We start from the raw sequence: 26376 nt of genomic DNA, 5'->3' as shown, positions 1-26376 counted from the left end.
GATGATAGCCGAGGCCCTAAGCCGCTTGGCGAGCGTTGTGCAACACCACCGTTGCAAGCTTCTTCACCAGGCCCGGCATCTGCTCCACCGGCACTTGCGCATAGCCCAGCAGGAAGCCGCGCCAGGGCTGGGTGCGCATGCCCACGGTGTGCAGGCTCAGTGCCGGTGCAACGATGCCTTGGGCCAGCAGCTGGCGGCTCATGGCGGCATCGTTGGCCAGCGGGTCGTGCAGACGCAGGGCCAGGTGCATACCGGCGGTGCCACCGTGTACGTCGGCCACATCGCCCAATTGCTCTCGCAGCGCGGCGACCAGCGCGTCGCGCCGCTGGCGGTAGAGCCGGCGCATGCGGCGCAGGTGCAGACTGAACTGGCCGCTGCGCATGAAGTCGGCCAGGGCCAATTGGTCGGCCGTGCGTCCACGCGGTGCACTGCGTGCCAGCAATGCGGCCATGGGCGGCGCCAGGCTGGCGGGCACCACGACAAAGCCGGTGCGCAGCCCCGGAAACATGGTCTTGCTGAAGGTGCCCAGGTACAGCACGGGCGCGTCCACAGCCAGGCCTTGCAGGCAAGCCAGCGGCGGGCCGTCGTGGCGGAACTCGCTGTCGTAATCGTCCTCAATGATCAATGCCCCGGCCTTGCGCGCCTGTGCAATGAGTGCCAGGCGCCGCTCCAGGCTCAGCACGCTGCCGGTGGGGTATTGGTGTGAGGGGGTTACGTAGACCAGCTTGGGCGGGTGCTGTTGCCAGTCCCTGGCAGTGGGTGCCATGCCGTCGGCATCCACCACGATGCCGATGGGGCGCAGTTGCGCGCCCTGGAACGCAACCTTCGCGCCCTGGTAGCCTGGGTTCTCCATCCACACGGTGTCGCCAGGGTCGGCAAAGGCGCGGGCGCAGAGGTCCAGGCTGCTCTGCGTGCCGTCGGTGATGAAGACCTGGCTGGCGTCCACCAGCGCGCCGCGGGCCACGCGCAAGTGTTCGGCGATGGCACTGCGCAGCGTGGCGTCGCCGGCCGGGTCGGCATAGTTCAACTGCGCGGGGCGCATGCCGGCCCAGGCCCGGTCCAGCAGGCGCCGCCACAGCGTGGTGGGGAAGCTGCCCAGCGCCGGCACGCCGGGCGCAAAGGCGGCAGACAGCTCGGCGTCCGGCAGCATCAGGGGCACGCCTTGCGCGCGGCGCGACAGGCGGCTGCGCAGCGTCGGTGCCGTGCGTCCTGTGGGCGTGGCCAGTGCGGCCAGAGGGGCGACCAGGGTGCCGCGCCGGTCGGGCAGCACAAAGCCTTCGGTGGACAACTGGTCATAGGCATAGAGCACGGTGTTGCGCGACACGCCCAGCTCTTGTGCCAGCGTGCGGGTGGCAGGTAGGCGCGTGCCGGCAGCAAGCAGGCCGCTGCGGATGCTGTGGCGCAGGCATTCGTGCAACTGGCGCTGGCGTGGCCAATGTGCGTGTGGGGCGTTGGCTACAAAGCGAGAGAACAACAGTTGGTAGTCCATGGCGGTTCGGCTTCTTTCGTGGCCCTAAAAAATAGTGCATTCGTGGACCTTTTTAAGGGTCCATAAAAGTCCTACATTCTGCCTCCTTGATTTGAACGGAATCCCATGAACCAGACTGACCCCGCTACCGCCCCCACCGACCGCACGCGCATACGCCGCATTGCCGAGAACGCGCACTACGACCGCGCCACGCTGCACGCCATATTGGACGCCGCCTATGTGTGCCATGTGGCTTTTGCCGACGACAAGGGCACGCACTGCATACCCACCGCTTGCTGGCGCGAGGGCGAACATTTGTATATCCACGGCTCCAACGGCGGACGCCTGATCAAGCTGTTGGCCAAGGGCACACAGGCCTGTGTGACAGTCACACACATAGATGGACTGGTGCTGGCACGCTCGGCGTTCAGCCATTCCATGAACTACCGATCGGCCATGGTCTATGGCCAGTTTGAAAAGGTGGAGGCCAAGGCCGCAGCGATGGACGCATTCATGCGCCACATTGCCCCGGGCCGTGAACACGAGGCCCGTCCCGGCAATGCCAAGGAACTGGCCGCCACCACGGTCATGCGCATCGCGTTGGATGAAGCCGCCTGCAAGATGCGCACCGGCGGCCCGACAGACGACGTAGAAGACATGGAAGTTGCTGCCTGGACAGGTGTGCTGCCACTGGTCCAACAACACGGTGTTCCCGTGGTGGACCCGCAGTGCACGCAGCCCGCGCCGGCCTATGTGCGCCAGTGGGCCACTGCGACCTGACAGCGCTTTCGAACAGGCATGAAAAAAGGGGCACAAGGCCCCTTTTTCTTTTTTGAGAAAAAACCGATGTCGCAGCTTAGAACTTGAAGCCGATACCAACGGAAGTGCCGTCGATCTTGGAACCGTTGCTGTTGTTGAACGACATGTAGTCCACGTTCAGGCTGACGGACTTGGTGAAGCTGTAGCCTGCACCGATACCGTAAGAACCGCCGTTGTCACGTGCGTCTGTGTTGCCAACTTTGGAGTTGATGTTGGCCCAGCCCAGACGGGCGAACAGCTCGAGGTCACCGATTTGAACGCGGGGCTTGATGTAGATGCCAGCGCCGCTGGACAGCTTGATGTTCAGGCCCAGGTTGCTAGCGTCGTTGGTGCCGAGCAGGAACATGGCTTCAACGGCGAAGTTGTCGTTCAGACCCTTGCCGAAAGTGCCGCGCAATGCGGAGGGCTTCCAGTCGCCGGACAGGCCGTCAACCTTGAAGGTAGTGGCTGTGTAGGCGATTTCTCCGAAGTAACCATCGTTTGTGGCCTGGGCGGAGGCGACGGTAGAGACCAGTGCAACGGCGGCAACTGCTACCAATTTTTTCAGAAACATGTTTTCCCTTGTGATGTATAGAAATGAGCCCCGCAGGCCGTGTCTATAGTTGACGCTTACCAACGGGGCGGCCGACATTGTACCCCGCCATGCGGGTAAACCCTTGGCTCTAGCCCACCTGCCCCAGATACGCCCCAGGCTGGGCGGACAGCCCGCGCTTCACATTGCGGCTCAAGTCATCGGCCAGTACTTCGTCTTGTCCGGCCTCCAGCGCGGCCAGTGTTTGGCGCGCCACGTCCAGCGGGTCAACCTTGGGGCCGGGCACTTTGCGGGCCATGTCGGTGTCCATGAAGCCCACATGCACACCCACCACCTGGGTGCCCTGTGCGCGCAGCTCATTGCGCAGGCCATTGGTCAAGGACCATGCCGCGGATTTGGACGCGCTGTAGGTGGCAGCGGCGCTCAGGTTCAGCCAGCTCAGCACCGACAGCACATTGACAACGCCGCCACCGCCATTGGCTTGCAAGATGGGCGCAAAGGCCTGGCTTAGCGCCAGCGGGCCAAAGAAGTTGGTCTCCAGCTCGGCACGCGCGGCGTCGGCACTGCCCACAGCCAGAAAGGGCGAGCCGCGGCCAATGCCGGCGTTGTTAATGAGCAAGTTCACGTCCGTGCACTGTTGGGCGGCTGCCGCAATGTGGGCTGCGTTGGTCACGTCCAGTTGGATGGGTGTCACGCCTTGCAGTGTGATGCTGGCAGGGTCACGTGCGGCGGCATAAATTTTGGCAGCGCCGGCCTGCAGCAACGCGTTGACAAAAGCCTGGCCCAGGCCGCGGTTGGCACCGGTGACGAGGACGACGGAGTTTTTGATGTGCATGATTTCTCTTTCTGGTTAGAGGCGTTCGAGGATGGTGGCGATGCCTTGACCGCCACCAATGCATTGGGTGGCAAGGGCGTAGCGGGCGTTCTCTCGCACCAGCAGGGCTGCCGCCTTGCCAGTGATGCGCGCACCCGTGGCGCCCAGTGGGTGGCCGATGGCCAGGCCGCCGCCGTCGATGTTCACGGTGGCAGGATTCAGGCCCAGCTCGCGGATGCAGGCCAAGGCTTGGGACGAGAAGGCTTCGTTGATCTCCACCACTTCCAGGTCGGCAACCGTCAACCCTGCACGGGTCAGTGCCTTGCGGGTGGCGGGGATGGGGCCAATGCCCATGACGGCTGGGTCCACACCCACGCTGGCAAAGGACACGATGCGTGCGGTGGCCTGCAAGTTGTGTTTCTTGGCAAAGGCTTCGCTGGTCAACAGCACGGCCACCGCGCCATCTGTCAGTGGGGACGATGTGCCAGCGGTCACCACGCCATCAGCCTTGAACACAGGGCGCAGCGCGGCCAGGGCGTCGGCATTGGTACCGGCGCGAATGCAGCCGTCCTGGCTGACCACATCGCCTGCGGGCGTGGTGATGGGAACGATCTCGCCGGTCAAGCGGCCCTGTTCACGCGCGGTAGCGGCCTTGCGGTGGGATTCCACGGCCAACTGTTCCTGGTCTGCACGGCTCACGGCCCAGCGCTGGGCCACGTTCTCGGCGGTGTCGCCCATGCTGATGTAGGCATCTGTGTCCTCCATCAATTGCGGGTTGGGGGAAAAGTTGAAACCGCCCTGGGGCACCATGGTCATGCTCTCCACACCCACGCACAGGAATGCATCGCCCATGCCCGCCTCGATCTGCGCGGCCGCAATGTGCACGGCCTGCATGGACGAGCCGCAGAAGCGGTTCACCGTCATGCCACCCACTTCCGTTGGCAAACCAGCCAGCAGGCCGACGATGCGCGCCAGGTTGTTGCCTTGCGCGGCCTCGGGATAGGCGCAGCCCAGGATCACATCTTCAATCAGCGCGGGGTCCAGGTCGGTGCGTTTTAGCAAACCCCTGACCACCTGCGCCGCCAGGTCGTCCGGGCGCACGGTGGCTAGCGCGCCTTTCTTGGCAAAGGTGAAAGGGGAGCGGGCGTAACCGGCAATGACTGCTTTCATGGTGGAGTCCTTTTTAAATGATGATCGTCATGATTGAATTATATGTTGATCATCATTTAAAATGCAAACGACTACAGAGGAATGACCATGAAAGTGACACGGGAACAAGCCAGTCAGAACCGCGACCGCGTGTTGGAAGTCGCCGCTCGACTGTTCCGCGAACGCGGCTTTGACGGCATTGGTGTCGCCGACCTGATGAAGGGTGCAGGGCTGACACACGGCGGCTTCTATGGCCAGTTCGCCTCCAAGGAGGAACTGATGGCCGAGGCCTGCGCCCGCTCGTTCGACAGCTCGGCGGACATCTGGAACACGGTGGCCGCGCGCACCGATGGCAACCCGTTGGCCGCAGTGATGAAGGGCTACCTCAGCCGCCAGCACCGCGACAACCCGGGCGAGGGCTGCGTGATGGCCGCTCTGGGTGCCGACGCGTCGCGCCAGGGCCCCAGCCTGCGCAGCGCGGTGACCGAGGGCACGCGCAAGTTGCTGGATCTGTTCACGTCTTTTGCGCCGGGCCGCGTGAAGGCGGTCAAGCGCGAGCGGGCTGTGGTGGCCTATGCCAGCATGGTCGGTGCACTGATACTGGCCCGCGCGGTGGACGACGAGGCGCTGTCGGACGAGATACTGAAGACGGTGGCTGCCGCCTTGCCGGGCGCGAGCAACTGAACGGCGAGTCACTAATTCAGCATGGTTTACCCGCAGCAGGGATTTACACGCCTGTGCTAAGGTCTGCGGCTTGTCTTTTTTGACCCAGAAAGAACCATGAAACGACTCCTTCTTACCGCGAGCCTGGTGTTCGCCGCGGTGCTGTCACAAGCGGCACCGGTGGCTGCCAATGGCTACCAGCACGTCAAGACCGTGGGCAGTATTGACGAATACACGCTCTCGTCCAACGGCCTGCAGGTTTTGCTGATGCCTGAGCACTCCAGCCCTACGCTCACCTTCATGGTGACCTACCGCGTGGGCTCGCGCAACGAGGTGACGGGCACCACCGGTGCGACCCACTTGCTGGAGCACCTGATGTTCAAGGGGTCCAAGAACCACACCCGTGCCATGGGCAACAATGTGGACCAGTTGCTGGAGCGCACCGGCGCCCTGTACAACGCCACAACATGGTTGGACCGCACCAACTACTACGCCAACATGGGCAGCGAACACCTGGGCACGGTGATGGGCATGGAAGCTGACCGCATGCGCAACCTGCTGTTGCGCGAAGACGACCGCAAGCCCGAGATGACCGTGGTGCGCAACGAGTTTGAGCGTGGTGAAAACTCGCCCATCCAGGCGCTGTACAAAGAGATCTACCAGACCGCTTTTGTGGCCCACCCCTACCACCACAGCACCATTGGTCATCGCAGTGATATTGAAAAGGTGTCCATCGAAAAGCTGCGCGCGTTCTACGACACCTTCTACTGGCCCAACAACGCCACCATCACCATCATTGGTGACTTTGAGCCCGCCAAGGCGCTGGAGATGGTGAAGAAGTCGTTTGGTGTCTACCCTCGCTCGCCCAAGCCCATTCCCGAGATGTACACCGAAGAGCCCAAGCAGAGCGGCGCGCGCCGCCTGGTCGTCAAGCGGCCGGGCCAATTGGGTGTGGTGGCCGTGGCCTACAAGGTTCCTCCGGCGACCGATCCCGACTTTGCGGCCGTGCAGTTGATGACCGCCATCCTGACCGACGGCAAGAACAGCCGCATGTACAAGGCGATCACCAACAAGAATTTGTCTACCGGTGTGGAAGGCGAACTGGGTATCTTCCACGACACGTCCATGGACATCGTGTTTGCGCCGCTGGCCCCCGGCGCCAAGCATGACGAGGTGGAAGCCATCATCGTGGCCGAAGTTGAACGCTTGAAGAAGGACGGCGTGACCGAGACCGAACTCAAGGCCGCCGCCGCCAAGGTGGCCGCCGACGCCGCCTTCAAGCTCGACGGCTCTTTTGGCATTGCCGGCAACATCAACGAATACATTGCCGCGGGCGATTGGACCCTGTTCTACAGCCTGGACGAAGCCGCGAAAAAAGTCACCGTGGCCGACATCCAGCGCGTGGCGCAGAAGTATTTGGTGGAAGACTCCAGCACCACCGGCTGGTTCATTCCCACAACGGACGGCGCGGCTGCTGCGGGTGCCGCCCCCAAGGCCGGTTTCAAGGACAGCCACGTTGGTGGACCCTACTACTACCGTGACCCGGCCCACAGCCACGGCCAACCCACAATGGCTGCGGCCAAGGAGATGGGTGGTGGTGCAGCAGCTGCGCCTGCAGCCACAGCCAAGTTCGCCGCCAACGCCAAGCGCAGCAAGGTGGCCGGTATTGACGTGATCGCCTACCCCATGGGCGTCAAAGACGTGGTGACCGTCAGTGCCTCCCTGCCCGCCGGGCGTGCGCTGAGCGCGGGCGGAAACCCCGCCATTCCCACGCTGACCGGCATGCTGCTGGACCAGGGGACGAAGACACAAGACAAGTTTGTCATCGCCGAGAAGCTGGAGTCGGTAGGCGCCACCATCACCTTCCGCGTGGGCGTGGACGTGTTGGACATCACCGCCCGTGCGTTGAAGAAAGACGTGCCGCTGGTGCTGGGCCTGGTGGCCGAGCAATTGCGCACACCGGCCTTCAGCGCCGAAGAGTTCGCCAAGGCCAAGAAGCAAATGGCCGGCGGTATCAAGCGCAACCTGGAGAGCACGGATTTCCGCGCCAGCGATGCTTTCAGCCGCGCGGTGTATCCGGTGGGCCACCCCAACCGCAGCACTGCGCCCGACGACATGCTGGCCGCCATTGAAGCGGCCACGCTGGATGATGTGGTGGCCTTCCATAAAGCCAACTACGGCCCCGCTGGCATGAACCTGGTGGTGGCGGGCGATGTGGACGTGGCCGCGCTGCACAGCGAGATTGAGCGTGCCTTTGGCGGTTGGACCGGTGGCCGTGCCGTGGTGCGCGCCGCCAAGCCAGCCGACCCCGTGAGCGGTGCCACGCAAAACGTGGTGATGGAGGGCAAGACCAGCGTGTCTGTCGCCTGGGGCCAGCCCAGCGGTTTGCGTTACACCGATCCCGACTACCAGTCCCTGCGCCTGGCCACGGCCATTCTGGGCAGTGGCTTTACTGGCCGCCTGATGGCCAATGTGCGTGACAAGGAAGGCCTGACCTATGGCGTGGGTGCTTTCACCGCCAACGACAATTTCAACGACGGCGATTGGCGCATCGTGGCCACCTTTGCTCCCGACCTGCTGGATAAGGGCATCGCGTCAACACAACGCCAACTCAAGCTCTGGTACGACGCCGGCGTGACGCCGACCGAGGTCAGTGCCCGCAAGAGCAACCTGATCGGATCCTTCAAAGTTGGCTTGGCCACCACCGCCGGTATGGCCGGTGCGCTGCTGAACGCCGTGAACCGCGGCTACGACGCCAACTGGCTGGACGACTTTCCCGTCAAACTGCAGGCATTGACGCCTGAACAAGTCAATGCTTCGATCAAGAAGTACCTCAAGCCCGAGAATATGGTCATGGTCAAGGCTGGAACGTTTGGCGCTAAATAAATAGCGCAAAGTGCATCGGAATCGCGACCCGCAACGGGCCGGTTCCGGTGCTTGCCTTTAGGGCCGATTTGGCGCAGAGTCTGTCATTGACATGACCCAACATACGCCGCACAAACCGACTCTGCTGCTGGTGGATGACCAGGTCCTCAACATCCAGCTGTTGCACCATATTTTCAAAGACGATTACACAATCGCCTCGGCCACCACCGGCGCCCAGGCATTGGCTTTGTGTGCCCGCCAATTGCCCGATCTGATCCTGCTGGACGTGGTGATGCCAGTCATGGATGGCCACCAGGTCTGCACCCAGCTGAAGGCCGACCCGCGCACCCGCGACATCCCCATCATCTTTGTCACCGGCCAGAACAACCCGGAGGAGGAGTCCGCCGCCTTGCAAATGGGTGCTGTGGACTTCATTTCCAAGCCAGTCAATGCTTCGGTAGTCAAGGCGCGGGTCAGCTCCCAGTTGATGCTGCGCCAGACCTTGCGCCAAGTGCAAGACCTGAACCACCACCTGGAAGAGCGTGTCGCCCAGCGCACTGCCGAATTGGAACGGGCGCTGGAGCACTTGCAGCAGTCGCAGGAAGAACTGGCCCACAGCGCCGCCAATGCCACGCTGAGCACGATGATTGCCGGAGTCTCGCACGAGCTGGGTACACCGCTGGGCAATAGCAAGATGGTGGCCGGCACCTTGGCTGAGCACACCCGGGACATGGTGCGCGATATGCAGGCTGGCCGCTTGAAACGTTCGGAGCTGGAACATTACATGGAGCAGGTGTCCGAAGGGGTGTCGCTGCTGCAGCGCAACCTGGAGCGTTCGGTGGAGCTGTTGGCCAATTTCCGCCAGGTGGCAGCCGACCAGGCCAGCGAGCAGCGCCGCCATTTCGATCTGGCCCTTGCGGTCAACGAGATCCTGCACACGCTGAGTCCCAGCCTCAAGCGCCACCCGCATAAAGTGGTGGTGGACATACCCGAAGGCATTGCCATGGACAGCCTGCCAGGACCGTTGGGGCAGATGGTTATCAACCTGGTCAACAACGCCTACCTGCACGCGTTTGAGGGCCGTAGCAATGGCGTGCTGAGAATAGAGGCGCACCGGCATGGCGACCAGGTGCAGATCGCCTTTGTCGACAACGGCGTGGGCATGACGCCCGAACATCTGGAGAAATTGTTTGTGCCCTTCTTCAGCACCAAGATCGGCAAGGGTGGCACCGGTCTGGGCATGGCTATCGTGCGCAATCTGGTGAACAAGACTCTGGGCGGACGCATTGCTGTGTCGTCTACTTTGGGCGAGGGTACCCGCTTTGAGGTCGAACTCCCGTGCGTGCTGCCAGGGCCACGCAATGCATAGATGCTATTAAATTCAGAGCAATTGGCCTAATAATCTAGGGGGCTAGTGGCATGTTTGGCTTGCGATGCTCTGGCCAGAGGCGCCTGTGCGACAGTCGTCTATATTTATACAAAGCAAATGCTTGCTATAAATAGTTGAATTTGGTATCGTTGGCTGCATGAAGCCTGATATTGCACCGCCACCATCGGACACCGCCGCCAAGCGCCCCCGTGGCCGCCCGCGCAAAACGGTGGACGAACGCGACGACGGCAACCGCCGCCAGGAGTTGCTGGCGTCGGCAGCCAAGCTGTTTCGGCGCAAGGGCTTTGCTGCCACCACCACGCGGGACATCGCCGCCGCTGCCGGCATGCAAAGCGGCTCGCCGTTCTATCACTTTAAAAGCAAAGACGCGTTGCTGTATGCCGTCATGGAAGAGGGTATGCGCTCGGCTCTGGATCGCCAGCGCACTGCAACGCAAGCGCCAGGCTTTGTCGACCTGGCGCCCGCCGCCCAACTGCGGGCCTTGGTCACTGTCCATTTTGAGGTGCTGCTGGGGCCAGGTAGCGACTTCGTGCCGGTGATGCTGTACGAGTCGCGCTCGCTCCCGCCGCGCCAGCACAAGGCGCTGGGCCAGTTGATTGCGGAGTACGAGGCACTATGGCTGCCCGTGCTGACGGCCTTGCACGCCAGCGGTGAACTGCGCGCACCGGTGCGTCTGGCCCGCTTGCTGATACTGGGTGCGCTGAACTGGTCGGTGCAGTGGTTTGATGCCAAGAAAGGCGCGTCGCTGCAAGAGCTGTCCGACGCTGCCATGTCTCTATTTCTAAACTGATTCGAGGTTTGTATGGGTTACGGTTCCGTATTTGCGCCGGGTCTGTTCACGGGCAAGGTTGTCATAGTCACTGGTGGTGGCTCGGGCATTGGGCGTTGCGCTGCGCATGAGTTGGCCGCACTGGGCGCCACAGTAGCGCTGGTCGGGCGCAAGGTCGAGAAGCTGCAGAAGGTGGCGGACGAGATCTTGCAAGATGGCGGCAAGGTGAGTTTCCAGGTTTGCGACATCCGCCAGGAAGAGGCCGTCAAGCAAACCGTGACCGCCATCGTGGCGCAGCACGGTGCTGTGTACGGCCTGGTCAACAATGCCGGCGGCCAGTTCATGACGCCACTGGAGGCCATCAGCGCCAAGGGCTGGGAAGCGGTGGTCAACACCAACCTGACCGGCGGCTTCCTGATGGCGCGCGAGTGTTATCTGCAGGGCATGAACAAGACCGGCGGCGCCATCGTCAACATCGTGGCCGACATGTGGGGCTCCATGCCCGGCATGGGCCACAGCGGTGCGGCACGAGCCGGCATGGTCAGCTTCACCGAAACGGCAGCACTGGAGTGGGCGGCCCGGGGGGTGCGCGTCAACGCCGTGGCGCCGGGCTATATCGCCTCCAGCGGCATGGACAACTATCCGCCCGAGGTGGGGCCTATGCTGCGCGAAATGGCCAAGACCATCCCTGCTGGGCGTTTTGGCACCGAGGCCGAGACCGCTGCCGGCATCGTGTTTTTGCTGAGCCCGGCCGCGTCCTTCATCAGCGGCACCACGCTGCGCATAGACGGCGCACGGCCGCAGGCCCGCACCGGCTACCCCATGCGCGTGCCGGATGCGGCGGTGCAGGCGCGTGATGCGGTCAAGCCTTTCAACGGATTCCATAGAGCAGAGACACCCAAGGTGTTTCAGGTCTGAGCCTCTCCAACCTCTTTGGACCCAACACCATGCAATTCACACACGAACACCTGGAAATCCAGAAAACCCTGAAGCGTTTTATCGACGCCGAAATCAACCCCCATGTCGACGAATGGGAGGCGGCGGAAATGTTCCCCGCCCACGAAATCTTCAAGAAGTTGGGTAATTTGGGATTACTGGGTCTGACCAAACCCGAGGCCTATGGTGGCGCGGGGTTGGACTATTCCTACGGCATGGCCATGGCCGAAACCCTGGGCCATATCGACTGCGGTGGCGTGCCCATGGCCATCGGCGTGCAGACCGATATGTGCACGCCGGCGCTGGCGCGTTTTGGCAGTGAAGAGCTGAAGAAGGAGTTTCTGGTGCCGGCTATCGCAGGCGACACCGTGGGATGCATAGGCGTCAGCGAGCCCGGCGCAGGCAGCGATGTGTCGGCCATCACCAGCCGCGCACGCAAGGACGGCGGCGACTATGTCATCACGGGCCAGAAGATGTGGATCACCAACAGCCTGCAGGCGGACTGGATGTGCATGCTGGTCAACACCGGTGACGGCCCTGCGCACAAGAACAAGAGCCTGGTCATGGTGCCGATGCGTGAGAACGGCAAGCTGCGCAAGGGCATCTCGGTGGCGCAGAAGATCAAGAAAATCGGCATGCACTCCAGCGACACCGGGCTCATCTACTTCGACGAGGTGCGCGTGCCGCAGCGCAACCTGATTGGGCAGGAAGGCGCGGGCTTTGTCTACCAGATGCAGCAGTTCCAAGAAGAGCGCCTGTGGTGCGCCGCCAGTTGTGTGCAGTCCTTGAATAACTGCATTGACTGGACCGTGGAGTGGGCGCAGGAGCGCAAGATGTTTGGCGCCACGCTGGCCGACCAGCAGTGGGTGCAATTCAAGCTGGCCGAGATGAAGACCGAGGTGGAAGCCCTGCGCGCACTGACCTACCGCACCTGCGAGCTGTATGTCAGCGGCAAGGATGTGCTGGAGCTGGCCTCCATGGCCAAGCTGAAAGCCGGGCGCCTGAACCGCGTGGTGGCCGATGGCTGCCTGCAGTTCTGGGGCGGCATGGGCTACACCTGGGAGAACAAGGTGGCACGCCTGTTCCGTGATGGCCGTCTGGGCTCCATCGGAGGTGGTGCGGACGAGGTCATGATGGGCATCATCGCAAAGACCATGGGCGTGGCCAAACGCAAGTCCGCATGACCGAGGAGTTCGAAGCAGGCGCAGAAGACATAGCCGCCATTGAAGACGGTGTGCGCCGTTTTGTGCAGACCGAGCTCAAGCCAAACCTGGAGGTTTGGGAAGAAGCGGGTCAATTCCCGCGCGCCCTGTACCAGCGCGCTGCCGATCTTGGCTGGCTGGCCATGGGCTACCCCGAGGCACTGGGTGGCACACCCGCACCGTGGAGTCTGCGCAATGCGATGACGGTAGCGTTGGCCCGCCATGGCGGCAGCGGTGGCCTGATGGCCAGCCTGTTCAGCCACAACATTGGGCTACCGCCCGTTGTGCGCCACGGCAGTACGGCCTTGCAGCAGCAGGTGATTCCCGATGTGCTGGCCGGCAGGAAGATTGCCGCCTTGGCCATCACCGAACCGGGCGGGGGTACCGATGTGTCGGCGCTCAAGACCACGGCACGCCGTGAGGGTGACGAATATGTCGTTGATGGTGAAAAAGTTTTCATCACCTCCGGTGTGCGCGCCGACTGGTTGACGGTGGCGGTGCGCACCGACCCGCAGAACAAGGGGCCGATGGGCATCTCCATGCTGATGGTGCCTGGTGATGCCGTGGGCCTGACGCGCAGCCCGCTCAAGAAGATGGGGTGGTTGTGTTCGGATACGGCGCAGATCCGTTTTGACGGCGTGCGCGTGCCGGTGGGTAATCTGGTCGGCGAAGAGGGCTCGGGTTTCAAGATCATCCTGACCAACTTCAATGGCGAGCGTTTGGCCATGTCGGCGATGGCGCTGGGTTTTGCCGAGTGTTGTTATGACGAGGCCTTGGCCTGGGCGCAGCAGCGCAAGACCTTTGGCAGCGCGCTGGTGGACCACCAGGTGATACGCCACAAGCTGATGGACATGAAGATGCGGATCGAGTCCACGCGCGCCTGGCTCAACGCCGTATCGGCAAGGGCTGACGCGGGTGATCGGGGCGATAAGTCTGCCAAGGGTGCGGAGTGGGTCGCGCAGGTTTGCTTATTGAAAAACCACGCCACCCAAACCATGCAGTTCTGCGCCGACCAGGGTGTGCAGATATTGGGCGGCATGGGCTTTATGCGCGGCACGGCTTGCGAGCGCATCTACCGTGAGGTCAAGGTCATGATGATTGGTGGTGGTGCCGAGGAAATCATGAAGGAGTTGGCATCGCGCCAGCTCGGTCTGTGACAATGCTTGCATGAACGCCAAAGCCAAGAAAGAGGAGGGGCCGGCTCCAGCGCCCGGCCATACCTTCGAACCCGAGTTTGTGCAGAGCCTGAAGAAGATCTTCGAGGAGATGATTGTTTTCAACAAGGTTCTGGGCCTGCGCATCACCGAAGTCACTGCGGAGCAGGTGCGTGGTCAGATCACGATGAAGCCCGAACTGGTGGGGCACTTCAGCTACAACCGCTTGCACGGCGGCGTCATCAGCGCCAGCCTGGACGCTATGGGCGGCCTGGCCGTGATGGCGGCCATCGGTGCGCGCCATATGGACGAGCCGCCGATGCAGCGCCTGCACCGCTTTGGCAAGCTCAGCACCATAGACCTGCGGGTCGACTACCTGCGCCCCGGCATCGGCGAGCAATTTGAACTGCGAGCCGAAGTCATGCGCTTGGGCTCGCGCGTGGCGTCCACCCGCATGGAATTTTTGGGAGCCGATGGCAAGCTGCTGTCCACGGGCTCTGGGGCGTATATCGTTTCCTGATACAAACGAAGGTCTTTCCGCGAGACCGTTTATTGAGGGAGCTTATATGACCATTGCCATTCGCCGCGCGACGGTACAAGACGCGGCCGCCTATGCCCGCATCATGGGAGACCCGGATGTGTTCCCCGGATTGATGCAAATGCCGTACACCAGCGAAGATCTGTGGCGCGCGCGTTTGACCGAAAGCTGCGCCGTGGGTAAGGTGGATTTGCTGTTGGTGGCCGAATTGGAAGGCGCTGTGGTGGGGGCAGCGGGCCTACATTTGGCGCATGCATCTCTGCGGCGACGCCACGTGTGGTCGATAGGTATGTCGGTGTTATCCCAGGCCCAGGGACGTGGTGTGGGCTCCGCCTTGATGGTCGCGCTATGCGACTATGCGGACAACTGGGTGGGCGCGCTACGCCTGGAATTGACCGTGTACACCGACAATGCCCGGGCCATAGGCTTGTACAAGAAATTCGGCTTCGAGATCGAGGGCACGATGCGGGGCTATGCGATGCGCGACGGCCAGTTCACCGACACCCACGCGATGGCCCGCTTCCACCCCAAGCCGCCCAGTATTAGCCGGGCCTAGGGATCGGTGACAGCGGGTTTACTTGGCGGCCGGGGCCGGTGAGCTGACGTACTCCGACACCGCCTTCCACTTGCCGTCCTGAATCTGCGAGATGCGTGATGCGTCGCTGCCCAGGCGCTTGGTGGCGCTGAAGCTGGACGGCGCACTGCCAAAGATATCGGGCGGGATGCTCATGGTGTCCATGACCTTGATGAAGCTTTCGGTGTTCAACTCCTTGCCGGCCTTGGTGGCCGCTGCCGCAAAGGTATTGATGATCTGGTAGCCATAGACCGAGAACACAGTGGGGTCTTCGTTGAACTTGGTCTTGTACTTGTTGGCCCAAAAGCGGATGGGCTGCGACTGTTCGTCCGTGTAGGGGTTTTGCACGGTCATCGTCGCATAGAGGCCGTCCATGGCCTTGCCGCCCAGCTTGTGGATCAGGTCGGTGTACGACGCGCTGGAGCCCAGGAACACTGGGTTGTAGCCCAGCTTGCGGGCTGTGCCAATGGCGCCAATCGTTTCACGGATGATGGTGCCCAGCACCACCATATCGCAGCCGCTAGCCTGCAGCTTGGAGACCTGCGATGAGAAATCGGTTGCGCCGCGTTTGTAGGATGTTTTCTCGGCAAACTCCATGTTCAGCGTCTTCAGCCCGGCCTCTCCACCTCTGAGCACCTCCAGGCCAAAATCGTCATCCTGGTACATGGTGCAGACCTTCTTGGCACCTTTTTCCTTGACCAGCTTGGGCACGGCGTTGCGCATCTGGTCAAAGTAGGTGGCGGCAAACGAGTATTTGAGCTTGTGGAAGGGCTCGTACATTTCGCGCGCCGCAGTAATGGGGAAGAAGTTGATGACGTTCTTCTCGAACTGCACCGGCATGGCCGCCATGTTCTGCGCCGTGCCGATGTGGCCCACCATCATGAAAATCTTGTCCTGGTTGACGAGTTTCTGGGCCGCCAGAACGGCCTTCTTGGGATCGTAGGCCGAGTCTTCAACAATGATCTTCAGTTTGCGGCCATTGATGCCGCCCTGTTCATTGACTTCGTCTACCGCCAGCAGCATGCCCAAGCGCGCCTGCTTGCCGAAGCCGGCGATAGGTCCCGACAAATCCTGGATGGACCCCAGCAAAATCTCGTCCTTGCTGATGCCTTGCACGGCGCCAGCTTTATCTGCCGCCATGGCTACGGTGGCCGACAAGGCCAATGTGGCGAGGGTCAGTGCGGTCTTCGTCATCTGCATGGGGTGTCTCCTGGTTGGGGCGGGGTTGAAGAGGGCGGGGTATGCGGCTTATTGGCCGTAGTCGGTGACCACCTTCCAGCGGCCATCGACGATTTGCGACAGGCGTGAAGCGTCGCTGCCCAGGCGCCGCGTGGGGGTGAACTTCAATGGGGGTGAACCAAACATATCGCCTGGGATCTTCATGACTTCCATGGAGCGGATGAACTTGGAGGTGCTGGGCCGGTCACCCACATCGCGCATCGCGTCGGCAAAGATGTTGATCGTCGTGTAGCCGAAGATGGAGATGGTGGAGGGGTCTTCGTTGAACTGGGTCTTGTATTTGTTGGCCCAGCGACGGACGGCAGGGGAGGGATCGTCCATGTAGGGGAACTGCGAGGTCATCGTGGCGTAGAAGCCATCCATGGCCTTGCCGCCCACCTTGTGGATGATATCGGTGTAGGCCGCGCTGGAGCCCAGGAAAATGGGGTTGTAGCCCATCTTGCGGGCCGTGCCGATGGTGCCAATGGTTTCTCGGATGATGGTGCCCAGCACGACCAGCTCGCAGCCGCTGCCCTGCATCTTGGCAACCTGTGACGAGAAGTCGGTGGCCCCGCGCTTGAACGATGCCTTGTCGGTCAGCGCTATCTTGGCGGCTTTGAGGCCTTCTTCTGTTCCCTGCAGGACTTCTTGTCCAAAATCGTCATCCTGGTAGATGGCGCAGACCTTGGTCACGGCCTTCTGGCGGATCAGCTTGGGCAGCGCGCTGTGGATCTGTTCGAAGTAAGTGGGCGCCACCGAGAACTTGAGCCGGTGAAAGGGCTCGTACATGGAGCGCGATGCCGCCAGCGGGAAGAAGTTGATGACATCCTTCTCAAACTGAATGGGCATGGCCGCTTCGTTTTGTGCGGTGCCCACGTGACCCAGCATCATGAAGATGTGGTCCTGGTTGACCAACTTTTGCGCCGCCAATATGGCTTTCTTGGGGTCGTAGGACGAATCCTCCACCAGCAGCTTGATCTTGCGGCCATGGATGCCGCCCAGCTCATTGATCTCCTCAATGGCCATTTGCATACCGGCGCGCGCCTGCTTGCCATAGCCCGCCAAAGGGCCGGACAGATCCTGGATGGTGCCAATCAGGACTTCGTTCTTCGTAATGCCTTGTTGGGCACTGGCCCAGCCGCTGCATAGCGTGAGGGCGGCGATTGCGAGGGTGGTTTTGATTTTCATGGTTGTTGTGGTGTGGTCGATGGGTGCGGTTGAGTAAAAAAGGAGTGGATTGTCGGTGTGCGCCTTATGCATACATGGCGTCAATCTGGGTGGCGTACTTTTTTTCCACGAGCTTGCGCTTGAGTTTCATCGTGGGGGTCAGCTCTTCGTCTTCCGCGGTCAATTGGGTTTCGAGCAGGAAGAATTTCTTCAGTTGCTCTACACGGGCAAACTTTTGGTTCACCCGGTCCAATTCGGCCTGTATCAAGGCCTGCACCGCATGGGCTTGGGTTAACGATGCGTAGTTGCCAAAAGGCACGTCCGCATCCTGCGCAAATTTTTCCACATTCTCCTGGTCGATCATGATGATGACGGTGAGGTAGGGGCGTTTGTCTCCGATCACGACTGCGTCGGTGATGTAGGGCGAGAACTTCAGGTCGTTCTCCAGCTCGCTGGGTGTGACGTTTTTGCCACCAGCGGTGATGATGATGTCGTTCATGCGGTCGGTGATGCGGAAGTAGCCGTCCGCGTCGACCACGCCCACATCCCCGGTGTGTAGCCAACCGTCTGGGTCTATGGTCTGTGCCGTCTTCTCGGGCAGGTTCAGGTAGCCGGCAAACACGTTTTTGCCGCGCACCAGGATCTCGCCCGTGGTCGGGTCCAGCCGCACTTCGTTGTAGCCCGCCGCCGGGCCTATGGAGCCGGGCTTGATCTTGCCGGCGGGTACGCCGGTGGATGCGCCGCAGGTTTCCGTCATGCCCCACACCTCCAGCATGGGTACGCCCAAGGCCAGGTACCAGCGCACCAGGTCCGGTGAAATGGGGGCAGCCCCTGTCACCAGAAAGCGTGCGCGGTGTATGCCGATGAGCTTGCGCACATTGTCCAAAACCAGCCACCGGGCCAGCATGAACTGCACCTTCAACGCAGCAGAGATGGCCTGGCCTGCCAGTACTTTGTCCGCAATGCGAGTGCCCACGCCAATGCCCCAGGCATAGGCTGCTTGCTGTAGCCAGCCCGCCTCTTTGAGCGCAATCATCACACCGGAGTAAAACTTTTCCCACACGCGCGGCACGGCAGTGAAGACGGTGGGTGCGATCTCGCGCACGTTTTCAGGAATGGTCTCGGGGTTCTCGACGAAATTGAGTTTTGCACCGGTGTACATCGCGAAGTACTCGCCACCCATGCGCTCGGCGATATGGCACAGCGGCAGAAAACACATACGCTCATCGCGCGCGTCTTGTGCAACCAGCGTGTTGTAGCCATGCAGCGTAAACACCAGACCTTGGTGCAGGTGCATGGCGCCCTTGGGTTTACCGGTGGTGCCCGAGGTATAGACCAGGATGGCGAGGTCGGTTGGCCGGCAGGCGGCTACGCTCTGCTCGACGGCGCCGGGGTGCGTGCTGAGATAGTCGCGGCCCAGGGCCTGCAGTGCATCCAGGCTGATGACGCCGGGGTCGTTCAGGTCGCGCAGGCCTTCCATGTCAAACACGACGATCTTGCGCAGGCCAGGCAACTGCGCACGTACCTCCAAGACCTTGTCCAACTGTTCATCGTCTTCAACAAACAGTACGCGGGTGGCCGAATCGGCGCACAAGTATTGCACCTGCGACGGTGCATCGGTGGGGTAGATACCATTGGACACGCCGCCGGCCGACAGCACGGCCAAGTCGGCCAATACCCATTCCACGACGGTATTGGCCAGGATGGAGGCGCATTCTCCTTTGGCGAAGCCCAGGCTCAGCAGACCACCGGCGATTTCGCGCACGGCTTCTGCCGTTTGCGTCCAGGTCCAACTGCGCCACAGGCCCAGGTGTTTTTGCCGCATCCAGACGTCGGGGCCGCGCTGGGCCACACCGTTCCAGAACAGCGCGGGTATGGTGTCGCCTTGCAACACGACACCGTTGCAGGGCTGGATGGTGGAGGTGTTCCAGAGGCTGCTCATGCAAGTATCCTAAAAATTTGCCGCCGGGCCGCCCCAAGGCAAATTCGCCCCCTTGGGGGGCAGCGACCCGCGTAGCGGTGGAGCGTGGGGGCCATCTTCATCTCCAGGTTTTCTTCTTTTTCCAACGCCGCTCGCCACGCACACCGTCTTCCTTCAGGCCCAGGTAGAACTCTTTGATGTCGTCCTTTTCCCGCAAATGGGCACAGGTGTCTTCCATGACAATGCGGCCGTTCTCCAGCACATAGCCATAGTCGGAGGCGTTCAGCGCCATGTTGGCGTTTTGTTCGACCAGCAGAATGGTCGTGCCGTGCTCCCGGTTGATGCGCACCACGATTTCAAAAATCTCCTTGGTGAGCTTGGGCGACAAGCCCAGGCTGGGTTCATCCAACAGGATCAGGTCAGGGCTGGCCATCAGCGCACGCGAGATGGCCAGCATCTGTTGCTGCCCGCCCGACAGCAGGCCGGCGTCTTGGCTGGCGCGCTCGCGCAGTATCGGGAAGTAATTGAATACGGTCTCCATGTCGCGCGCCACGCCATCGCGGTCGGAGCGCGTGTAGGCGCCCATCAGCAGGTTGTCGCGTACGCTGAGCAATGGGAAGACCTCGCGTCCCTCGGGCACATGGCTCAGGCCCTGCTGCACGATGTCGGCCGGGTCCTGGGCGGTGATGTCTTCGCCTTTGAATTCAATGGAGCCCTTGCGCGGGTCGATGATGCCCGAGATGGTTTTGAGTATCGTGGTCTTACCGGCGCCGTTGGAACCGAGTACGGTGGCAATCTCGCTGCGCCGCACTTGCAGGCTGACGCCGCGGATGGCCTTGATGGGGCCGTAGGCACTCTCGATGTTGTTCAGCTTCAACACCGGCAGATCGCTGATGGCAGGTGGCAGCGTGCTCATGGGGTATTCGCCCTCACGCTTGTCGCTGCGCGTACGGCGCTGCCCCGCCTTCTAAGGGAGGACACGTCGTCCACCGACCCTAGGTAGGCCTCAATGACGCCTGCGTCGCTTTGTACCTCGCGCGGCGTGCCCATGGCCAGCATTTCACCCTGGTTCATGGCCAGCACGCGGTCCGATACCTTGGAGACCAAGGACATGTCGTGTTCCACCATCAACACGGTGATGCCCAGCTCCTGCTGGATGTCTTGAATCCAGAAAGCCATGTCGTCGGTCTCTTCGACATTCAGGCCGCTGGACGGTTCATCCAGCAATAGCAGTTTGGGCTCGGTGCACAGGGCGCGGGCCAGCTCGACGACCTTGCGCACGCCGTAGGGCAGGCCGGCGACAAAGGTGTCTCGGTAGTGCTGCAGATTCAAGAAGTCGATGACCTCCTCGGCTTTTTCGCGTGCTTTGAGTTCGGCTTCGCGCACCCTGGACGTGAAGAACAGGTCTTGCCACAAGCCGGTGGCCCGGTGCGTATGGCGACCGATCAGAAGGTTGTGCAGGACCGACGCATGCTCAAACAGTTCGATATTCTGGAAAGTGCGGGCGATGCCCAGCGAGGCCACGTTCTGGGGGGGCTGTGCAGTGAGTTGCAATACGCCCTGGGGGCCGTGGTACGCAATGCTGCCGCTCGTGGGGGTGTAGATGCGGCTGATCAGATTGAACACGGTCGTCTTGCCGGCACCGTTGGGCCCGATCAGCGTAAACACTTCGCCCCGCTTGACATCGAAGCTGACGTTGTTGACCGCCAGCACGCCGCCAAAGCGCACGCTGAGGTTCTTGGCCGATAAAAGCAGGTCGTTCATAGATTGAGCGCCGCAGGGCCGTCCCAAGGGGCGATGGCCCCCTCGGGGGGCAGAGACGTACACGAAGTGACGAGCGTGGGGGTCATTTCAGGCGATCTGACTTTTGGAAGGACTTTTGGCGCTTGAACATGCCCTTGCGGTAGAAGGGGAACATCTGCAAGTAGGTGCGAATCTTCAGCCAGCGGCCATACAGACCCAAAGGCTCAAACAGCACAAAGGCGATCAACACCAGGCCGTAGACGAGGCCCTTCAAGCCTGGGGCCTGACCGATCACGACAGGCAGGTAGTCTTTGACCATGCCAATCAGCTCGGGCAGTGTGATGAGGAAGATAGCCCCCAGAAAGACACCGTGCACCGAGCCAACACCGCCCACCACAATCATCAGCAGCAAGTCGATGGATTGCAGGATGTTGAACTGGTCCGGGGAGATGAATTGCAGGTAATGGCCATAGAGCGCGCCGGCAATACCGGCCAGTGCTGCCGAAATGGCAAACGACAAGGTCTTGTAATAGGCCAGGTTAATGCCCATGCTCTGCGCGGAAATTTCGGAATCGCGAATGGCCACAAACGCGCGTCCGGTGGGCGCCCGCAGCAGGTTGAGGATGCCCAGCGTTGCGGCGACCGTGATCGCCAGGCACAGTAGGTAAAACTCTTCACCCGATTGCAGCACCCAGCCAAACACGTCCGGCTTCTTGACGTGGATGCCTGCATTACCACCCGTGACCGATTCCCAGCGTGCCAGCACCTCCTCGACGATGAAGCCAAAGGATAGTGTGGCCATGCCCAGGTAGATGCCTTTCACGCGCAAGGCGGGAAGCCCGACGACCAGTCCTACGGCGCCGGACAGACCTGCGGCGCAGACTAGCGCGATGGGGAAGGGCACACCGTGGTTGGTCAGCACCGCATGGGTGTAGGCGCCCACGCCCAAGAAGGCAGCGTGCCCCAATGAAAACAAGCCCGTGAACCCGGCCAGCAGCATGATGCCCAGCCCGGCGATGGAGTAGATCGTAACCAGCGTCAACTGGGCTAACCAGTATTCGGCAAACAGCAAGGGTGCGGCGAGTAACAGCACCATCAGCGCGCCATACCAAAACACATGGCCGCCATGCTTGGCCAGTTTGATGTCCTGGTTGTAATCGGTCTTAAAAATAAACCGCATGTCAGACCTTTTTGCGCAGCTTGTCGCCAAACAAGCCATTGGGCTTGACCATCAGCATGACCAGTACCACCACATAGGCGGCGGTGTCCTTGAAGCCCTCGGGCAGGTAGAAGCCCGATAGCGACTCCACGATTCCGATCACCAGGCCGCCCACAATGGCCCCTGGCAGGCTGCCAAAACCACCCACCACGGCAGCAGGAAAAGCCTTCAGGCCGATGAAACCCATATTGGCGTGCACAAAGGTGATGGGCGCCAGCAGCAGGCCGGCAATCGCGGCGACGGCTGCGGCCAGGCCCCAGGCGATGCCATTGAGCCGTTGCACCGGAATGCCCATGTAGTAGGCAGCCAACTGGTTCTGCGACGCGGCCTGCATGGCGATGCCCAGTTTGCTGTAGCGAAACAGCGCGAACAGCAGCGTGCACAACACCGCCGTGGCTGCGATCACCGCCATGTGCTCCACATTCAGCACCACGCCCGAAAGGTTCCAGATTTCATCCTTGTAGGGCACGGGCAGGGCCTGCGTGTCCGTGCCTATGCCCGGTACCATGGTGATGGCACCACGCGCGACATAGCCGATGCCAATGGTCAGCATGACGACGGAGAAGGCCGGCTGACCCAGGATGGGACGTATGACCGCGCGCTCCAACACCATGCCGAACAGGGCCATGGACGCAATCGCACTGATGACGGCGACCCAGTAGGGAAAACCCAGCATGGTCATGCCGGCCAGGCCAGCGAAGGCGCCCAGCATCATCAGCTCACCCTGTGCGAAGCTCACGGTCTCGGTGGCCTTGTAGATCAGCACAAACCCTAGTGCAATCAGGCCGTAGATGCACCCCTGTGCGATCCCGCTGATCACCAGTTGAAGAACCAGCACATCGTCTCCTATTGTTTTTGCTCACTGGTTATAGCCGGTGCAACCTAAATCGGCGATAGGGTTGTCACTGATGCTGCTGTCCCGTGTGAGACTGTGCGCTGCACGCGGCAAAGGGTGCGTCAGCACCGCACGGTGGTGTCACAATGAACTGAGCGGCAAAGAATACATACCATGCAAGACTCTGTAGAAATCTCCCGCCACGGCGCCATCACCGTGGTCACGCTCAACCGTGCCGATGTGCGCAATGCCGTCGATGCTGACACCGCGCGCAAACTGTATGACGCGTTTGTGGCGTTCGATGCAGACCCTGAGGCGCGTGTGGCCGTCTTCCACGGCGCCAACGGCCACTTTTGTGCGGGTTGGGATCTGCAGGCCGGTGCCCGCATCGCCCAACACTTGCGGCCCGGGGTGGACCCGTTTGCGGCCTTGAACTTTGTGCCAGCAGACTATGTGCCTGGCGCGGCAGGGCCGGCCGGTCCCATGGGGCCGTCGCGCCTGATGCTGTCCAAGCCCGTGATTGCCGCCATCAGCGGCGCGGCTGTAGCGGGTGGCATGGAGTTGGCGCTGTGGTGCGATATGCGGGTGGTGGAGTCCGATGCCTACTTGGGTGTGTTCTGCCGCCGCTTTGGCGTGCCCTTGATCGATGGGGGCACGGTGCGTCTGCCACGCCTGATCGGCATGGGCCACGCCATGGACCTGATACTGACCGGGCGCAAGGTGGAAGCCAGCGAAGCCTTGCAGATGGGGCTGTGCAACCGTGTTGTGCCACCTGGCCAAGCCCTGGCAGCCGCGCGCGCCCTGGCGGAGCAACTGGCCAGTTTTCCGCAGGCCACCATGCTGGCCGACCGGGCCAGTGCCTATGCGCAGTGGGATTTGGATATGCCACATGCGCTGCACCAGGAGTGGCAGCGCGGCAAGGACTGTATCGCCGAAGGCCTGGAAGGTGCAGCCCGCTTTGCAGCAGGGGCCGGGCGCCACGGGACCTAGGACTAGGCCTAGTCCAAACGGACTATTTGCGCGGCGGAAAAGCCTCGGTACATTTGCTCCCCTCAGATATTGTTTTCAGGGAGTACTGACTATGGTTGCAACGAAATTGCGCAGCGTCCTTGCGCTGGGCGCTTTGATGCTGGCTGCCGGCGCGGCACAGGCCTCGCAAACCCATTGGTACCAATTGAATGGCAACCTCAACGATTCCCTGGGCGGCCCCAGCCTGGTGGCCCATGGTGGGTCTTTTGTGGGCGGCAGCTACAACTTTGGTGCCAACCAGGGCTTAAGCCTGACAGGTGCATTGACCTCCGATGTGTACTCCATCGATTTGACCTTCAGTTTTGGGCCTAAGACCAACTGGAGCAAGATCGTGGACTTCCACGATCTCACAGCCGATTCGGGTTGGTACCGCTTTAACTCCGATCTACAACTGTGCAGCTGCAGCACACAAGTCAACAGTGGGGCCGGCGCATTCGTGGACAACCAAAGCGTGCGCCTGACTTTGACGCGCGATGCCAGCAACCTTGTGAGCCAGTATGTCAACGGAAGCTTTGCCGGCAGCTATGTCGATAGCGCGCACACCTTCAGCTTCAGCCAGCCCGGTGCCCTTGCCCACTTCTTTGTCGACGACCATGCCACCGGGCAGTCCGAAGCGGCACCCGGCGCTGTGAGCCGGATCGTGATTTTTGACAACGCCTTGACGGCCGGCCAGGTGGCGACCTTGTCGCCCGTGCCAGAGCCAGAGTCTTTTGCGCTGCTGCTGGCAGGTTTGGGCTTGGTGGCAGGCGCAGTGCGCCGACGCAAACAGCACGACGGAGCCGCCTGATACCTGCGGCCGATAGCCGGCCTCAGGTCTTGGTCTTGTCCAGCCAGGCCCGTGGTGAGAGTCCCACCCGTTGCGCAAAGACGCGGGATAGCGCCGAGGCATTGGCGTAGCCCAACTCGTCGGCGATGTGTTTGACGCTGCGGCCACTTTGCAGGCGTGCCTGGGCCAGGGTCATGCGCCAATCGGCCAAATAGTCCGCCGGGGTTTCCCCAAGCGTGGCCTTGAAGCGGGCCGCAAATGCGCTGCGCGACATACCGGCCTGCTGGGCCATGGCCTCCAGGCTCCACGGGGCGCCGGGGCTTTCGTGCAGGGCCGTCAGTGCACGGGCCAACGCGGGGTCCGCGAGCCCGGACACGAGGCCGCCGGACACGCCGCCTTCGTCCGGGTGGTCGAGCAGCCAGCGCAGCAGTTGGATTAAAACTACCTCGAATAGACGATCGGCCAGCAGGCGGTTTCCGCAGCGCACGCGATCGGCCTCGGCAAACAGCAGGCCCAGCGATGTCTCCAGACCGTCTACCGCCCGCAGCGGCAAGACGACCAAAGGGGGCAGGGCGCGCACCAAGGGGTGTGTAACACCGCCCTCGAAGTCCAGCGACGCGCAGGTGAAGTCCGAGCCCTCGGCCAGCGCATGGTGGAAGTCATGGCTCAGTGGCCGGGGATAGAGCAGCAGGGTGGGTTCGCACACGGTCATACGTTGGCGCACACCCTGTCCGCGCCGGTGGGTGACCGCCATTTCGCCGCTTCGCAAGACATGCAGAAACCCGCGTCCCGCCTTGGCGTCGAAGTGGGTAACACCGCACAGCGCCCCGGTGTGGAACATATGGGCTCGCACACGGAAGCGCTCCAGCAGGGGCGATAGACGGTCTATGGGTTGGGCGGGTGCGTGCGCCATGGTATTGGATGAAATGGTATGAATGATGGTTATATTGATACCAATGGTACATGATTTGAGCCGACACTGGCGTTGTGCCTAGCAGCACTTCTTTAAGCAGTTTGTTCTCTATCTATTACCAAGGAAATAAAGCCATGACCCGTGTTCAACTCATCCATCCAGCCAACACCACTGCCAACCGCAAGGCTCTGCTGGACCCCATTCACGCAGCTTTTGGTGCCACGCCGAATATGTTCAAAGCGGTGGCCAACTCCCCGGCCGCCTTGCAAAGCATGTGGGCAGCGTTTGGTGCTTTAGGCTCTGGCGTGTTGGGCGCCAAGCTAGGGGAGCAGATCGCGGTCGCGGTAGCCGAGCGCAACCGCTGCGAATACTGTCTGGCCGCCCACACGGTGTTGGGTAAGGGGGCTGGTGCAAGCGCCGAAGAAATGACTGCGGCCCAATCCGGGCGTTCTGCCGATCCCAAGGCCGCTGCTGCGCTGGCGTTCGCACTCAAGGTGGTGACCCAGCGCGCGCAGATCAGTGCGGAAGACGTGGACGCCTTGCGTGCCGTGGGCTTTGACGACGAGCACATCGTCGAGATACTGGCCCACGTTGCGCTGAATCTCTTCACCAACTACGTCAATGTGGCGCTGGATGTGCCCCTGGATTTCCCCAAGGTCGCACTCAGGCCTGCCGCTTAAGGGCGGCGAGAC

The 26376-nt window shown here is 61.7% G+C and carries 25 protein-coding genes; 13 read left to right on the top strand and 12 right to left on the bottom strand.

Going from position 1 to position 26376, the window contains the following annotated elements; genetic code table 11:
• Positions 1-16 precede the first annotated feature (16 nt).
• Complete coding sequence (gene pdxR / locus AC07OO_RS06570) at positions 17-1489, bottom strand: MocR-like pyridoxine biosynthesis transcription factor PdxR (protein WP_495081243.1); 1473 nt, start codon at positions 1487-1489, stop codon at positions 17-19.
• A gap of 105 nt (positions 1490-1594) precedes the next feature.
• Between pdxR and AC07OO_RS06565 the strand changes: the two genes are divergently transcribed.
• Positions 1595-2248 carry a pyridoxamine 5'-phosphate oxidase family protein gene (locus AC07OO_RS06565; RefSeq protein ID WP_495081242.1) on the top strand — a complete coding sequence of 218 codons (654 nt, stop codon included), beginning with the start codon at positions 1595-1597 and terminating at the stop codon, positions 2246-2248.
• A gap of 76 nt (positions 2249-2324) precedes the next feature.
• Here the strand turns inward: AC07OO_RS06565 and AC07OO_RS06560 are convergent, their stop codons facing one another.
• The 3 genes from AC07OO_RS06560 to AC07OO_RS06550 form a co-directional block, all read right to left on the bottom strand.
• Positions 2325-2840 (bottom strand): outer membrane beta-barrel protein, encoded by a 516-nt coding sequence (locus AC07OO_RS06560; protein ID WP_495081241.1) that lies wholly within the window; start codon positions 2838-2840, stop codon positions 2325-2327.
• Positions 2841-2949: 109 nt separating this feature from the next.
• The gene (locus AC07OO_RS06555; protein WP_495081240.1) at positions 2950-3654 is read right to left on the bottom strand and encodes an SDR family oxidoreductase; all 705 of its coding nucleotides are present in this window, start codon (positions 3652-3654) and stop codon (positions 2950-2952) included.
• Between the two features lie 15 nt (positions 3655-3669).
• Complete coding sequence (locus tag AC07OO_RS06550; protein ID WP_495081239.1) at positions 3670-4803, bottom strand: thiolase family protein; 1134 nt, start codon at positions 4801-4803, stop codon at positions 3670-3672.
• A gap of 87 nt (positions 4804-4890) precedes the next feature.
• Here AC07OO_RS06550 and AC07OO_RS06545 point away from each other — a divergent pair, with 87 nt between their 5' ends.
• The 9 genes from AC07OO_RS06545 (at position 4891) to AC07OO_RS06505 (ending at position 14855) form a co-directional block, all read left to right on the top strand.
• On the top strand, positions 4891-5466 hold the full coding sequence (locus AC07OO_RS06545) for a TetR/AcrR family transcriptional regulator (RefSeq protein ID WP_495081238.1): 576 nt from the start codon (positions 4891-4893) through the stop codon (positions 5464-5466).
• 96 nt (positions 5467-5562) lie between these two features.
• Positions 5563-8331 carry a M16 family metallopeptidase gene (locus tag AC07OO_RS06540; protein ID WP_495081237.1) on the top strand — a complete coding sequence of 923 codons (2769 nt, stop codon included), beginning with the start codon at positions 5563-5565 and terminating at the stop codon, positions 8329-8331.
• Positions 8332-8422: 91 nt separating this feature from the next.
• Complete coding sequence (locus AC07OO_RS06535) at positions 8423-9679, top strand: response regulator (protein WP_495081236.1); 1257 nt, start codon at positions 8423-8425, stop codon at positions 9677-9679.
• Between the two features lie 157 nt (positions 9680-9836).
• Positions 9837-10490, top strand: a complete 654-nt coding sequence (locus tag AC07OO_RS06530) for a TetR/AcrR family transcriptional regulator (protein ID WP_495081235.1) — start codon at positions 9837-9839, stop codon at positions 10488-10490.
• A gap of 12 nt (positions 10491-10502) precedes the next feature.
• Positions 10503-11387, top strand: a complete 885-nt coding sequence (locus AC07OO_RS06525; RefSeq protein ID WP_495081234.1) for an SDR family oxidoreductase — start codon at positions 10503-10505, stop codon at positions 11385-11387.
• 29 nt (positions 11388-11416) lie between these two features.
• Complete coding sequence (locus AC07OO_RS06520; protein WP_495081233.1) at positions 11417-12589, top strand: acyl-CoA dehydrogenase family protein; 1173 nt, start codon at positions 11417-11419, stop codon at positions 12587-12589.
• Positions 12586-13764, top strand: coding sequence for an acyl-CoA dehydrogenase family protein (locus tag AC07OO_RS06515; protein WP_495081232.1), 1179 nt, complete (start codon positions 12586-12588; stop codon positions 13762-13764). The genes AC07OO_RS06520 and AC07OO_RS06515 overlap by 4 nt, the downstream gene beginning before the upstream one ends.
• A 10-nt stretch (positions 13765-13774) precedes the next feature.
• Positions 13775-14281: a thioesterase family protein gene (locus AC07OO_RS06510; protein ID WP_495081231.1), complete on the top strand. Its 507-nt coding sequence runs from the start codon at positions 13775-13777 to the stop codon at positions 14279-14281.
• A 46-nt stretch (positions 14282-14327) separates the two neighbouring features.
• The gene (locus AC07OO_RS06505; RefSeq protein WP_495081230.1) at positions 14328-14855 is read left to right on the top strand and encodes a GNAT family N-acetyltransferase; all 528 of its coding nucleotides are present in this window, start codon (positions 14328-14330) and stop codon (positions 14853-14855) included.
• 18 nt (positions 14856-14873) lie between these two features.
• Here AC07OO_RS06505 and AC07OO_RS06500 read toward each other — a convergent pair whose 3' ends face one another.
• The 7 genes from AC07OO_RS06500 to AC07OO_RS06470 all read right to left on the bottom strand — a co-directional run bounded on the left by AC07OO_RS06500 (position 14874) and on the right by AC07OO_RS06470 (position 22979).
• The gene (locus AC07OO_RS06500) at positions 14874-16073 is read right to left on the bottom strand and encodes an ABC transporter substrate-binding protein (RefSeq protein ID WP_495081229.1); all 1200 of its coding nucleotides are present in this window, start codon (positions 16071-16073) and stop codon (positions 14874-14876) included.
• Between the two features lie 48 nt (positions 16074-16121).
• Complete coding sequence (locus AC07OO_RS06495) at positions 16122-17279, bottom strand: ABC transporter substrate-binding protein (RefSeq protein ID WP_495081228.1); 1158 nt, start codon at positions 17277-17279, stop codon at positions 16122-16124.
• A 64-nt stretch (positions 17280-17343) separates the two neighbouring features.
• Positions 17344-19200, bottom strand: a complete 1857-nt coding sequence (locus tag AC07OO_RS06490) for an AMP-dependent synthetase/ligase (RefSeq protein WP_495081227.1) — start codon at positions 19198-19200, stop codon at positions 17344-17346.
• A 97-nt stretch (positions 19201-19297) separates the two neighbouring features.
• Positions 19298-20095: an ABC transporter ATP-binding protein gene (locus AC07OO_RS06485; protein WP_495081226.1), complete on the bottom strand. Its 798-nt coding sequence runs from the start codon at positions 20093-20095 to the stop codon at positions 19298-19300.
• On the bottom strand, positions 20092-20943 hold the full coding sequence (locus AC07OO_RS06480; protein ID WP_495081225.1) for an ABC transporter ATP-binding protein: 852 nt from the start codon (positions 20941-20943) through the stop codon (positions 20092-20094). Before AC07OO_RS06480 ends, AC07OO_RS06485 begins: the two co-directional genes overlap by 4 nt.
• Positions 20944-21025: 82 nt before the next feature.
• Positions 21026-22102: a branched-chain amino acid ABC transporter permease gene (locus AC07OO_RS06475; protein WP_495081224.1), complete on the bottom strand. Its 1077-nt coding sequence runs from the start codon at positions 22100-22102 to the stop codon at positions 21026-21028.
• Position 22103: 1 nt separating this feature from the next.
• Entirely contained in the window at positions 22104-22979 is an 876-nt protein-coding gene (locus AC07OO_RS06470; RefSeq protein WP_495081223.1) for a branched-chain amino acid ABC transporter permease, read from the bottom strand.
• A gap of 171 nt (positions 22980-23150) precedes the next feature.
• Here AC07OO_RS06470 and AC07OO_RS06465 point away from each other — a divergent pair, with 171 nt between their 5' ends.
• Positions 23151-23966 (top strand): crotonase/enoyl-CoA hydratase family protein, encoded by an 816-nt coding sequence (locus AC07OO_RS06465; protein WP_495081222.1) that lies wholly within the window; start codon positions 23151-23153, stop codon positions 23964-23966.
• Positions 23967-24057: 91 nt separating this feature from the next.
• Positions 24058-24792, top strand: a complete 735-nt coding sequence (locus AC07OO_RS06460; RefSeq protein ID WP_495081221.1) for a PEP-CTERM sorting domain-containing protein — start codon at positions 24058-24060, stop codon at positions 24790-24792.
• A 22-nt stretch (positions 24793-24814) separates the two neighbouring features.
• Here AC07OO_RS06460 and AC07OO_RS06455 read toward each other — a convergent pair whose 3' ends face one another.
• Complete coding sequence (locus AC07OO_RS06455; RefSeq protein WP_495081220.1) at positions 24815-25684, bottom strand: AraC family transcriptional regulator; 870 nt, start codon at positions 25682-25684, stop codon at positions 24815-24817.
• A gap of 134 nt (positions 25685-25818) precedes the next feature.
• Between AC07OO_RS06455 and AC07OO_RS06450 the strand changes: the two genes are divergently transcribed.
• Entirely contained in the window at positions 25819-26364 is a 546-nt protein-coding gene (locus tag AC07OO_RS06450) for a carboxymuconolactone decarboxylase family protein (protein ID WP_495081219.1), read from the top strand.
• Positions 26365-26376 lie beyond the last annotated feature (12 nt).

The organism is Rhodoferax sp. GW821-FHT07G04, from assembly GCF_059418585.1.
This window is presented reverse-complemented; position numbering and strand designations above follow the sequence as displayed.